The sequence below is a fragment of the Bacillus sp. Medicinal_06 genome, from assembly GCF_056711665.1.
The window spans coordinates 18724-31920 of record NZ_JBWYHD010000006.1; the positions used below are offsets into that span (position 1 = coordinate 18724).

The window sequence follows — 13197 nt, forward strand, 5'->3', positions numbered from 1 at the left end:
GGCTGCCTCTTGGCAGCCTTTTTTATGTCTCATATTGCCTGAAGGTTGATATATATAAATCCAATTTGATTTTCTAACATATAAATTGTGGCTATGAAGACAGAGACTTTCACTCATTTTCTCCTTCTGTTTTACATGGCATGAGGCTAAAAAAGGCACTAACCGCTTCTGTACATGAGCGGATCCTCTTTCCCACCTAAAAGGAAGGGGGGTATGTTGGGTTTTCAATCCGTATTTATATATTAATAACTACTAAAAAAATAGGCTGCCCCCGGCAGCCTATTTTTCTCTTTTCTCTTTAATTGCGACTGTACATCTTGAAATGCATAGTAAATCATCATTTTCATCAATGATTCGTACATCCCAAACCATTGTGGTTTGTCCTTTATGGATTGGTGTACCGATCGCTGTTACGATTCCATCACGTTTTGAGCGAATATGATTTGCATTGATTTCAAGTCCAAAGCAAATACACTTTTCTTGATCAATTAAATTATAGGAGCCTACGCTCGCTACCGTTTCTGCCAATGCAACTGATGCACCACCATGTAAAAAACCAAACGGTTGGTGTGTACGTCCATCTACTGGCATCGTTGCCACCACTTTCTCCTCTGTCATTTCTAACAGTTCAATCCCAAGTGCATCCATCAATGTTTTTGGCATACTACTTCCCCCTTTTCCTTATTAAAAAATGTATAATTTCCCCTATTTCTTTTCAAACTATCCATAGCGTTTATCTAAGGAGGTTCCATCTATATGAAAAATAAATTCTGTATTCTATTACTCTTAGTCTCCTTGCTCATTATTGTACCAAATTGTACGAATGCAGCCCACCCTTCTGACCTGACAATCGATATTAAGACTGTTACGCAAAAAGGTAAGAAACCTTATTTAGAATATCAAATTAGTAGACCTTACTTTAGTAACTTTTACGATCCGGAATTTCAAAAGAAGTTGAATACATACTACAAGACAACGACAGATCGTTTTAAAACAACATTAACAAAAGAAGCGAAAAAATACTATAAAGAAGCTCAGGAATCAGATGCCCCTTTCCACCCATATGTTGCAAATGTTGATTATAAAGTCACATTACAGCAGTCTCCCTTACTTAGCTTATATGTAAATTATTATCAATATACAGGCGGAGCACACGGCCTCTATACATGGAAAGCAAATACATTTGATTTAAAAGAAAAGAAAATATTACGCTTAGCCGATTTATTTCAAAAGGGCAGCAACTATAAAGATATTATTCGTACAGAAATCGTTAAACAAATTAAACAAGATGAAAGTATTTACTTTCCAGATGCAGCTGAGAAAGTGATGAGTACAAAGAAATTCAATTACTTTTTAGAACCAGATAACCTTGTCATTTATTTCTCTTTATATGAGATCGCTCCTTATGCAAGTGGAATTCCGCAATTTCGGATTCCATACACATTATTTAGGGAATCACTAGAGCCTAACTATCAAAACATTTTAATTGACAATAAATAGATGAATTAGCTACGATAATGTTAACCTAACAACAGCAGGAGGTTAACATTATGAAACAATTACGTGCTTTAGACTTAGCACTAGCTGCCATGTTTGTTGCACTCATGGCAATCGGTGCGAATATCGTATCTTGGGCACCATTTTTACAAGTAGCTGGTGTTCCACTTTCTATGCAACCATTTTTCGCTATTTTAGCGGGACTTCTTCTTGGAAGCAGACTTGGTACCTTATCTATGACTGTTTATATGCTTGTTGGAGTTGCAGGAGCACCGATTTTCGCAAATTTCAAAGCCGGATTTGGAGCACTGTTAGATCCTACTGGCGGTTTTATTATCGCATTTATTATTGTTGCTTACATATCAGGAAAACTAGTAGAACAAAGAGAAAAACCACAGTTCGGTACATTTGCAATTGCTTCTTTTACCGGAATTATTTTAACGTATATCATCGGTACTACTTATATGTATGCAGCTGTAAACTTTTGGATGGGCGGAAATATGAGTTACAAAGCAGCTTGGGCAATTATGATGTGGTTTGCGGTGAAAGATATTCTTTTTACAATTATCGGTGCTGTCATTGCCCCTCGCATATATTATGCAGTTCGTCGTTCTGCTTATCAACATTCTCATTCGACACTATAATAATGAAAAAAAGAGTTACTCCGCTGCGTGGAGTAACTCTTTTTATATTAAGATTCTTGCTTCATTTGCTCTTCTAAAATTTTCTTCATCATAACAAGCATGTCATCTCTTAGCTCTTCATGCTGAAGTGCCATTTCAATTGTCGTTTGAACAAAGCCTACTTTTTCCCCAACATCGTAACGCTTTCCTTCAAAGTCATAAGCAAATACACGTTGAATTTCATTTAAGCTTTGAATCGCATCTGTTAATTGAATTTCGCCACCTGCACCAATATTCTGGTTTTCTAAGAACATAAAGATTTCAGGTGTTAAGATATAACGTCCCATAATCGCTAAGTTTGAAGGTGCTGTACCTTGCGCTGGCTTCTCAACAAACTTTCGAACTTGATAACGACGACCCTCTTGTTCTAATGGATCAATAATTCCATAACGATGTGTTTCTGTTTCTGGAACAGTTTGTACACCGATAACAGATGAAAGTGTTTTATCATATTCATCCATTAATTGGCGTAAACATGGCTTTTCAGCTTGAACAATATCATCACCTAATAAAACAGCGAATGGTTCATCACCAATGAATTTACGCGCGCACCAAACTGCATGCCCTAGTCCTTTTGGTTCTTTTTGTCGGATATAATGAATATCAACCATTTTAGAAGAAGCTTGGACTTTTTCAAGTAACTCATATTTTTTCTTCTCTAATAAGTTTTGTTCTAGTTCGAACGCATTATCGAAATGATCTTCAATTGAACGCTTTCCTTTACCAGTAACAATAATAATATCTTCAATTCCAGATGCCACAGCTTCTTCTACAATATATTGAATTGTTGGCTTATCTACAATTGGAAGCATTTCTTTCGGCATCGCTTTTGTTGCTGGTAAAAAACGCGTTCCTAATCCAGCAGCAGGAATAATCGCTTTTCTCACTGTTTTCATAATAAATACCCTCTCTTCTGTTCTAATCGTCACATACCTTTTCTTATTGTATGGTGTAATGCTCTAAATTCTATTAGGTGAAACTTTAATCGGCCCTTGGTAATCAAAATATTACAGGCAGTATACAACATCAATTCTTTTCTTCTTACAAAGCCTTACATATGAAATATCATTGCTCATTATACATAGAGCAGGTTTCTTCCAGATGCAAGAAAAAAGGAGGCCGTTCTACGTTCTCCTCTTTTCTCTTCCACTAATGGAAATAACACTCTATCTTATTATAAACGATTCATAACATCTTCTTTAATAGCAAGTAACTTTTGTTCACTATTTTGTAAGGAATCATCTTTCACACCAAAATAAAACTTGATTTTTGGCTCTGTTCCAGATGGACGTAAACAGAACCAAGAACCATCTGCTAATTGATATTTTAACACATTTGATTTCGGTAAGTGAATCTCTTCTGTACTTCCATCTTTTAGTGATGTAATGATGCTTGCTTTATAATCCTCTACTGAAGTTACTTTTAAATCAGCTACTTCTTTTGGCGGATTTTCACGGAATGATGCCATCATTTCTTGAATTTTTTCTGCACCATCTTTTCCTTTTAATGTTAGCGATACAAGGTCTTCACGGAAGAAACCGTATTTCACAAACACTTCTAATAAACCATCGTATAACGTTTTTCCTTGTGATTTATAATATGCAGCTACTTCACATGCAAACAATACAGATTGAACTGCATCTTTATCACGGCAAAACGGACGAATTAAGTAGCCATAGCTTTCTTCATAACCAAATTGGAATTCATACTGTCCGCTTTCTTCATACTGCTTAATCTTCTCACCGATAAATTTAAATCCAGTTAATGTATCTACTGTATCTAAACCGTACGCTTTTGCAATTGTGCGACCAATTTCAGAAGTTACGATTGTTTTTAATACAACACCGTTTTCTGGAAGTGTGCCGTTTTGTTTCTTTTGTGATAATAAATAGTCAAGCATTAACGCACCTGTTTGGTTTCCTGTTAATACTTGATACTGACCAGCGTGATTACGAACAGCTACGCCAAGACGGTCTGCATCCGGATCTGTTGCGATTAACACGTCTGCTCCTACTTTTTCACCGTCGCGAATCGCAAGTTCAAACGCTGCGTGCTCTTCTGGGTTTGGTGATTTTACTGTTGAGAAGTTTGGATCTGGTAACTCTTGTTCTTTTACAACCGTTACGTCTGTAAATCCAACTGCTTCTAAGCCGCGACGCGTTGGAATATTCGATGTTCCATGCAGCGGTGTAAAGACAATCTTTAAATCTTTTCCAACTTTTTGTACCATTTCTTTATTGATAATGACTGTTTTTAACTCTGCCAAGTATGCGTCATCTACTTCTTTTCCAATGATATGTAATAAGCCTTCTGCTTTCAATTGCTCCACATCAGCAACTTCTACTGTTAATTCATCTTCTACTTCATTTACATAGCTAATTAACTCGTCTGCTTCTTTTGGTGGTAATTGCCCACCATCTTCTCCATACACTTTATAGCCGTTATATTCAGGCGGATTATGACTCGCCGTAAGAACGATTCCACTTACTGTATGTAAATAACGAACTGCAAAAGAAAGTACTGGTGTTGGACGTAAACTTTCAAATACATATGTCGTAATACCATGTGCGCCGAGAGTTGCCGCTACTTCCATTGCAAATTCAGGTGATTTATGACGTGAATCATATGCTACAACAACGCCGCGCTTCTTCGCTTCTGCACCTAATTTTTCAATAAAGTGTGCTAGTCCCTTTGTTGCTTTTCGAACAGTATATACGTTCAAACGGTTCGTACCAGCACCCAGCTCCCCGCGCATACCACCTGTACCGAATTCTAAGTTTTTATAGAAGCTATCTTCTATTTTCTTTTCATCTTGCTGCATATTTTCTAGCTGTTCTTTTAATTCTGCATCTAAGCTTGCATAGGATAGCCAGCGACTATGTTCTTGTTTCCAATCCATTTTCTAATCTCCTCTCGCATGTCATAACTACATTATATGAAAAAAACGACAGGTATCTCAATATATTTTAAAATCTAACAGGATTTTACTGTAAGCATTTGTATACACTAACCCTATATACTTTAAACAAAAAGGTGAGAAAAATGGAAGAATGGGGATTATCTGAAGAGTTAAAAATAAAAACGAAACAAATGATCGAAGTTGTAGAGGGCGAATTACGTGATATGAAGCAAACTGTTGAAAAAGACGGTGAGTGTATTTTATGTAAAATGGAAGAAATTCATCATTTACTAAGTAATGTTCAAACACTAGCAGCTTCTTATTATTTAAAGGCATATTTATCACCCTATACATCAGGCTATGCTCCCATTACAACAGCAATTCAACATTTAGGTGATAGAAAACATGGTGCGTTAATTGTTGTCGAAAGAAATGATTCACTTAATTCCCTTATTCAAACTGGAACAAAACTTGAAGCTTATTTAACTGTTCCACTGCTGGAATCCATCTTTTATCCAGGCAATCCGCTTCATGACGGAGCTGTTCTCATTAAAGGAAACCATATTGTTTCAGCTGCGAACATTCTTCCTTTAACAAAAAGCATAGAAATCGATTCAAAACTAGGAACACGACATCGGGCTGCAATTGGTTTATCAGAAAAAAGCGATGCACTCATATTAGTTGTCTCTGAAGAAACGGGTCGCAGATCCTTTGCTTTAAATGGAACGTTATATACAATTTCTTTATAAAAAAGGCAGCGTAGTCCGCTGCCTTTTCTATCCCTATCTTATTCTTCTCCAAAGCGTTCAACCAGTGTCGCAAGTGTACGAACCATTGCACCTGTCGCTCCAGCTGGGCCTAAATCATGTGCACTCGTTGTATCAGATGTTCCAGCAATATCTAAATGTACCCATGGCGTTTCTTCTGCAAATTCGCCAAGGAATGTTCCGGCCATTACCGCATGACCTTCGCGGCCTGGTGAGTTATTTAAATCAGCAAATTTGCTGCCTCGAACGCGTTCTTTATCACGCTCGAAAATCGGTAATTGCCAAATTGGCTCATCTGTTTCCATGGATGCTTCTAATACTTGTTCAAATAATGCTTCATTATTTGTCATTGCACCTGTTGTGTGATTTCCAAGCGCAACGATAACACCGCCTGTTAATGTTGCAATATCAACAAGGTAGTTTGCACCAAGTTTTTTTGCATACGTAATACCATCAGCTAATGCCAAGCGGCCTTCTGCATCTGTATTTAATACTTCAATTGTTTTACCACTCATAGATGTAATGACATCATCCGGTTTAAATGCAGTACCACTCACAACGTTATCAGTTGATGGGATAACAGCAACTACGTTTTGCTCTGGGCGAAGTTCACCGATAATCTCCATTGCGCCAAGAACTGCTGCGGCGCCGCCCATATCACCTTTCATTCCTACCATGCCTTCGCGTGGTTTTAAAGAGTAACCGCCTGTATCATATGTGATCCCTTTTCCAACGAATCCGATCACATCCGTCCACTCTTCTTTTCCTTTATAAATAAGAGCAATCATTTTTGGTGGCTCTGTAGAACCTTGGTTTACAGCAAGTAACGCACCCATACCAAGCTCTTCCATTTCTTCTTTCTCAAGCACTTTATAATCCATATCATATTTCTCAGCTAATTCAACTGCATACTCTGCAAGTGTTGTTGCTGTTAATACATTAGGCGGCATATTTACAAGTGTACGAGCTGAATTTGTAGCACGTCCATGCACATATCCTACTGTTAATGCAGCTTCAATTTCTTTTGCATCCTCCGCTGTAATAACCGCAAAGTTTTCTAACTCTACACTTTCTTTTTTGTCCGTTTTATATGTTTGTAAATCATATGTACCAAGACAAGATACTTCAGCTGCAATATGCGCAACATCAATTGCATCTAATTTATCTGTTACGAAAGAATCAAGTAAAATTGCAGCTTCTTGCACTTTTTCAGCTTTTAATGTTTTAAATGCTTTACTAAGTGAAGCACGTAACGTTTCTGTTGAGTATGATTCCTTTTTGCCAAGACCGACAAAATAATAACGTTTTACATTTGTTTTTCCTAAACTATGTACTTTGGAAATAGCTTTTTTCTTTGCACTCAGCTCTTTCTCTTCTAATAAAACTTGTAATTGTCCATCAAATGCTTTATCTAATTCCTGTACAAAACTACTCACTTTTTCTTCTTCAAATAAAGCAACGATAACTGCTTCATGACTCGCTAATTCTTTTTGTACTTGAAACATGTTCAAACCCCCTAGATTTCTCTACTTTCATTATAACTGTATTTTTCCAGAAATGCGATAATTCTAACTTTTCTTTCACTTCATATATAGAATCAGCTCCGGTAATGACGGCAAATGATGTAATGGATAGTCTTCCACTTCCCCGCCCCTTTTTCTTATATAAATCCAACTTGATTTTCTAACATATAAATTGTGACTATGAAGAACAAAAAGAGACTTTCACTCATTTTTTCCTTCTGTTTTTATATGGCATGGGACTAAAAAAGACACTGACCGCTTCTATGCATGGCCGGATGCTCTCGCCAATCTAAAAAGAATGGTTTGCTATTCGTTTTTTAATTTGGATTTATATATTGTGAACCAAGACAAAGAAAAAAGTCTAGTGTTAACCTCACTAGACTATCTCTGTTTCAAATATTGACCGCGAAACACTTGCAATGTTTCATCTTGGTTCAACATCGTTAACTGCTCTTCTGTCAACTTACCGTTCCCCATTTTCACTACGTATACATTTACTTTTTTCTTACCCCACTCACTATATACATCTTGAACCGTTTCATAATATAAATCGAGTCTATTTCCTTTTATAGCTCCCCCTTTATCTGCTACCACACCATATCCATAGCCTGGTACAAAAAGGATGGTCCCAATCGGAAACACACTTAAATCAGCTGCGATTGTAGAATATATGTCACGTTTTGCCTTTACACCTGAATATGTAATGCCATACTCTGGGTGCCCGGGCCTTTTACCAGTTGATTCTATCCCTGACGTATAACCAGTTGCTGTCATTTCCATTACACGATATTTAGACCAGTCTTTTCCCTGTTCTAAAGCATTTATCACTTCTTTACTCGGAACAACTTGTTGTGCTCTTTCTGCTGCATGTACTTCCTTTACATTGCTTTCTTGATATGTTTTTATAAGCTCTGTTAAAGACACTCCAGTGAATGCTTGCCATGTCACACATAATGCTGCTACAAGTAAACAAGTCATCATAATGCGAATACCATAACGTTTTAACATTTTTATATTCCACACTCCTTCATCGTTCATCATTCCCTATACGATAAAAAAATATGCAGAAAAAAATCCCCAGTAAACTGGAGACTAGAACATTTGATATCCACTTTTCCGAAGCTTCTTTATAACAACTCCTGCTAGAATTGCCCCGAGTAACCCTGTTGATAAAATAAAAAGATCGGCTTGTCCAAGACGTAAAACGCTTGTACCAAATAAAGAAAATGTTTCCTTAGGTTTTGAAAAATAATCCCAGACACTTGCTTTACTAATAATCAACATACAAACAATCGGATAAATGATAACCATCACCCAAGTAGCACGTAAAATCATGTTGAGTAAAAATCCAATTCCAAAGAAAAGTATAAAAAACAACATCATTGAAATCAGTAATACTGGAATACTCACTTTTCCCCACTCCTTCCATATATATTCAATCTAATTTCCCAACATATATTCATTTTAATTTTCAAGCATCTAAGTCGCGGCTATGAAAACAAAAGAAGATCTCCACTCGCTTTCTACTTTTGTTCTCACTTGGCATGGGACGAAAAAAGGCACTGACCGCTTCTATGCATGGCCGGATGCTCTCTCCCATTTAAAAAAATGCCTTGATGTTAGTTTTTTAATTTGGATTTATATACTTCTTATCCCCTGCCGTAAATACATGATACGATGTATATCCAAATTGATCTCCTGGATTTAATGTTGTATCCATCTTAAGAACCGGTCCTGTATTCCCTTCTAATAAATAACGAATTAATATGGAAGTATTTTGATCATATGCAATATCTTTCGGATATAAAAATGCGACTTCTGACAATTCCTCCTCTTGAACAGTAACCTCTTCTCCTTCTGGTTCCAATAGAAAAATAATCATGTTATCACTAATTTCATCACGAATAACACCAGAGCGAATACCAATCACTCCTTTTACATGTGTAGTAACGCCTGTCTCTTCCAAAACTTCACGTTTTACAGCTTCATCAATGGTTTCACCTTCATTGACAAAGCCCGCTGGTAATGACCATTTCCCTTTTAATCCGCTATATTTTTTCTTAACGAAGAGCCATCTCCCATCTTTTGTCGCTACTAGTCCGCTTACAGCTAGCCAAACTTTCCCACGCTTCCCCATGATGCAAAACCCCTTCCGATTAAACGAACAGAATATTCATTCTTTTCTATGTATTATACTATATTTTTCAGTGAGAATAATATAATCTTCCTTGTTCTTCAGTTACTACGTTTCTTTCTACCCTTCTATAACTTCCGTATATTTGATATAATGTTAATATATGTAATTTTATCACTTGTAAAAAGGTCTCGAATCACTTCAAAATTCTTCCTTGACATCACACCTATTCATTGCGAAAGGAGTTAAAAGTAAAATGAGAAATCCATCAAAAAAATCCAATATTGTATTTGTAACATTAATTTCTGCATTACTCTTCTGCGCTGTCTTAATTGTTTCTTCACTTTCACCACTTGCTAATTTAGGACCTAATGCAAATAAATTTAACTCTTTAGGCATGTGGAAATCAATCGGCACGATTTTACTATTTTATATCGTACCTCTATTTCTTTATATCGTAGGGGTGAAGACAATGCGATTCATTATGGCTTTTCTTTGCGGTATGGGGCTATTCATACATCTCGTGATACTTACAGTCGTATGTATTGTAATACGCGTAAGTGACTATAACGCCTCCTCTTTCTTAGGAGTCATCATTGTTTGCACAGCGGTAATAATCACAAACATCATTTGGTTTTTTGTTGCTTTTCGCCCAAAAAGAAATTCTACTTATACACTGAATGTACGATGAAATAGAAGTTTAAGAAAAGCTTGTATTACACAAAAAGCAGAAACGACTCATAGCCGTTTCTGCTTTTTTCTACTATATCCCTCTTTTGATTTTCCAACATATAAAACACGGCTGTGAAAACAAAAGTGGATCTCCACTCGTTTACTTCCCTTGTTTTAATATGGCATGGGGTAGGAAAAGGCCCTGACCGTTTCTACGCATGGCCGGTTGCTCTCTTCCATCAAAAAAGAAAGTTTTTTTTCATTTATATTTATATATTAAAAGAACTTCAATTTACCTTTTTTCAGAACTAATAAAGGTCCGCCAAGTAAGAATAAGTAACGGTTATCGATTACTTTCTTCATGAACGAAGCTTTCCAACCTGTTAATTTTTTACCCATAACAACGCCCATTGCATCGTCATGTCCTAATGAACATACAGATCCTTTATTATCGAACACGAATTTTTTCATTTCGCCTTTACCACGAACTAACACAGCTAAGTTGTGTGCAATGTTGTAACCTTGTTGAATCGCAATTTGCGCTGTTGGTGGGTATGGACGGTTAATCTCTTCATTAATGATTAACGCTGCGTCACCAACCATAAATACATCTTCATGACCTGGAGCATGCATATACTCATCAACTTTTACACGTCCACGCATTGCTTCAAAGCCAGACTCTTCCACAATACCATTACCGCGAACACCAGCAGCCCAAACAACAGTTTCAGATTTAAGTAATTCTACATCGTCACCGTTCGCAACAAGAATACCTTCTTCAGTTGCTTCTTTAATTGCTGTACCAATGCGGAATTCTACACCTTTTTTCTCTAACTGTTTTACAGCGTACTCCACTAATTCCGGATCGAAACCAGGAAGCGCTGTTGGAGCAGCCTCCACACAGATGATACGTGCTTTTTCACGTGGAACATCATACTCTTTGCAAAGTTCAGGAATTCGGTTTGCAAGCTCACCTACATACTCGATACCTGTAAATCCTGCACCACCAACAACGATTGTTACTAACTCATCACGCTTTTCAGTCGCATATTGAGAGAACTTGTATTCCATATGCTCACGAATTTGACGAGTTGCATTAATGTTAGTAATCGAGAATGCATGCTCTTTCAACCCTTTAATGCCAAATGTTTCAGACTCAAAGCCAAGACCGATTACTAAGTAATCATACTCTAACTCAGCATTTTTTAAAATAACGCGTTTTTCAGCTGCTTTAATTTCTACAACTGTATCTTGTACAAAGTTTACTTTATTTGTATCAATAACGTCTTGAATGTCGAGACGGATTTTATCATGATGTAATGTGCCAGCTGCACTTTCATGTAACCAAGTTGCTTGGTAGTGATAGCTGTTGTTGTTTACTAACGTAATTTCAGCTTCACTTACAGATAATGCTTTTTGCAGACGAACAGTCGTAATCATCCCGCCATAACCTGCACCTAAAACTACGATTTTTGGAGTTTTCACTCAATCACAACCCTTTTCTTTATATAATAGTAATGAAAAATAAGACCAAAGTGTTAAACACTTACTTTGTCAAGAATGTGGAATTCCTCACATTCTCAAGCATAACAAAACTTATTCAAAAAATCTTACGAAATTTGTCATAAAAAATTAACATAATACTTTCCTATATTAGTCGGTTTCATTTCATAATTCAAGCACCTAGCGAATTATCAATATTTTAAAATAACATAGCGTTTTCAAGGGTTTTCCAACCTTTTTTACATGTATTTTCCTAGTTGGTATATTTTATACATTTTTAACTTAACTATGCACAAGCTTACATATAATTCAGTCATTTCTTGCAGTATTCTAAACCTAAATATGTTATCATTTATTGTAAAGTGTAATCTTATTTGCAGGATTTCCGTATACATATGAACAATATATGGAATCAATATCAAAATTCCATCTATAGGGGGAATAAATAGTGACAGAAAATCAAAAAGTTTACGACATAACGATTATCGGTGGAGGTCCAACAGGATTATTCACAGCGTTTTATGGCGGCATGAGACAGGCCAGTGTAAAAATTATTGAAAGCTTACCGCAACTTGGAGGACAATTATCCGCACTATACCCTGAAAAATATATTTACGACGTAGCCGGATTCCCGAAAGTACGCGCGCAAGAACTTGTTGATAATTTAAAGGAACAAATGAAAAAGTTTGACCCAACTGTTTGCTTAGAAGAAGCAGTTGATACCCTTGAAAAGCAAGCCGATGGCGTATTTAAGCTTGTAACAAATAAGGAAACGCACTATTCTAAATCTGTCATTATTACAGCTGGTAATGGAGCTTTCCAACCACGCCGTTTAGAATTGGAGGGTGTGGAAAAATTCGAGAAGAAAAATCTACACTATTTCGTTGATGATATGAATAAATTCGCTGGGAAACGCGTCGTTGTATTTGGTGGCGGCGACTCTGCAGTGGACTGGACAATGATGTTAGAACCAATCGCTGAACAAGTAACAATCGTTCATCGCCGTGATAAATTCCGCGCTCATGAGCACAGCGTAGAAAACTTAATGAACTCTCGCGCAGATGTAAAAACACCTTACGTTCCAGTCGAATTAATTGGCGAAGACAAGATCGAACAAGTTGTATTACAGCATGTAAAAACGGAAGAAAAAGTTGTGATTGACGTTGATGATGTCATCATAAACTATGGCTTCGTTTCTTCTCTTGGTCCAATTAAAAACTGGGGCCTAGACATTCAAAAAAACAGCATCGTTGTAAACTCTAAAATGGAAACAAACATCCCTGGTATTTACGCAGCTGGTGATATTTGTACATATGAAGGAAAAGTAAAACTGATTGCATGTGGATTTGGTGAAGCTCCAACAGCAGTAAACAATGCAAAAGCTTACATCGATCCAAATGCAAAACTGCAACCAATGCATAGTTCTAGTATGTTTTAATTTATAGATGAAACGGACTCCTTTCGTACGAAGGGGGTCTTTTTTTATAATCCTCTCCTCCTCTTTAAGACAAACTACAAC

13 protein-coding genes are annotated in these 13197 nt (G+C 36.7%); 5 read left to right on the top strand and 8 right to left on the bottom strand.

Translation table 11 applies throughout. The annotated features are described in order from the left end of the window. Positions 1-279: 279 nt before the first annotated feature. Positions 280-663 carry a hotdog fold thioesterase gene (locus AC1M36_RS15640; RefSeq protein ID WP_098491833.1) on the bottom strand — a complete coding sequence of 128 codons (384 nt, stop codon included), beginning with the start codon at positions 661-663 and terminating at the stop codon, positions 280-282. Positions 664-756: 93 nt separating this feature from the next. Between AC1M36_RS15640 and AC1M36_RS15645 the strand changes: the two genes are divergently transcribed. Further along, positions 757-1500 (top strand): DUF3298 and DUF4163 domain-containing protein, encoded by a 744-nt coding sequence (locus AC1M36_RS15645; RefSeq protein ID WP_336453475.1) that lies wholly within the window; start codon positions 757-759, stop codon positions 1498-1500. 50 nt (positions 1501-1550) lie between these two features. Further along, on the top strand, positions 1551-2141 hold the full coding sequence (locus tag AC1M36_RS15650; RefSeq protein ID WP_336453474.1) for a biotin transporter BioY: 591 nt from the start codon (positions 1551-1553) through the stop codon (positions 2139-2141). 47 nt (positions 2142-2188) lie between these two features. Here the strand turns inward: AC1M36_RS15650 and galU are convergent, their stop codons facing one another. Further along, positions 2189-3076 (bottom strand): UTP--glucose-1-phosphate uridylyltransferase GalU, encoded by an 888-nt coding sequence (galU, locus tag AC1M36_RS15655; RefSeq protein WP_336453473.1) that lies wholly within the window; start codon positions 3074-3076, stop codon positions 2189-2191. A 278-nt stretch (positions 3077-3354) separates the two neighbouring features. Beyond that, entirely contained in the window at positions 3355-5079 is a 1725-nt protein-coding gene (locus tag AC1M36_RS15660) for a phospho-sugar mutase (protein ID WP_336453472.1), read from the bottom strand. A 143-nt stretch (positions 5080-5222) separates the two neighbouring features. Between AC1M36_RS15660 and cdaS the strand changes: the two genes are divergently transcribed. Then, on the top strand, positions 5223-5828 hold the full coding sequence (cdaS, locus tag AC1M36_RS15665; protein WP_336453471.1) for a sporulation-specific diadenylate cyclase CdaS: 606 nt from the start codon (positions 5223-5225) through the stop codon (positions 5826-5828). A gap of 38 nt (positions 5829-5866) precedes the next feature. Here the strand turns inward: cdaS and AC1M36_RS15670 are convergent, their stop codons facing one another. The 4 genes from AC1M36_RS15670 to AC1M36_RS15685 form a co-directional block, all read right to left on the bottom strand. Next, positions 5867-7351 (bottom strand): leucyl aminopeptidase, encoded by a 1485-nt coding sequence (locus AC1M36_RS15670; protein WP_336453470.1) that lies wholly within the window; start codon positions 7349-7351, stop codon positions 5867-5869. Positions 7352-7750: 399 nt separating this feature from the next. Beyond that, entirely contained in the window at positions 7751-8377 is a 627-nt protein-coding gene (locus tag AC1M36_RS15675) for a 3D domain-containing protein (RefSeq protein WP_336453469.1), read from the bottom strand. Between the two features lie 84 nt (positions 8378-8461). Continuing rightward, positions 8462-8779, bottom strand: a complete 318-nt coding sequence (locus AC1M36_RS15680) for a YuiB family protein (protein ID WP_336453468.1) — start codon at positions 8777-8779, stop codon at positions 8462-8464. Positions 8780-8996: 217 nt separating this feature from the next. After that, positions 8997-9506, bottom strand: a complete 510-nt coding sequence (locus AC1M36_RS15685) for an NUDIX hydrolase (protein ID WP_336453467.1) — start codon at positions 9504-9506, stop codon at positions 8997-8999. A gap of 253 nt (positions 9507-9759) precedes the next feature. Between AC1M36_RS15685 and AC1M36_RS15690 the strand changes: the two genes are divergently transcribed. Then, positions 9760-10194 (top strand): DUF5391 family protein, encoded by a 435-nt coding sequence (locus AC1M36_RS15690; protein ID WP_336453466.1) that lies wholly within the window; start codon positions 9760-9762, stop codon positions 10192-10194. Positions 10195-10451: 257 nt separating this feature from the next. Here the strand turns inward: AC1M36_RS15690 and AC1M36_RS15695 are convergent, their stop codons facing one another. Further along, positions 10452-11660 (bottom strand): NAD(P)/FAD-dependent oxidoreductase, encoded by a 1209-nt coding sequence (locus tag AC1M36_RS15695; protein WP_336453465.1) that lies wholly within the window; start codon positions 11658-11660, stop codon positions 10452-10454. Between the two features lie 466 nt (positions 11661-12126). On the opposite strand from AC1M36_RS15695, the gene AC1M36_RS15700 reads away from it, so the two are divergent. After that, positions 12127-13116 carry an NAD(P)/FAD-dependent oxidoreductase gene (locus tag AC1M36_RS15700; protein WP_336453464.1) on the top strand — a complete coding sequence of 330 codons (990 nt, stop codon included), beginning with the start codon at positions 12127-12129 and terminating at the stop codon, positions 13114-13116. Positions 13117-13197 lie beyond the last annotated feature (81 nt).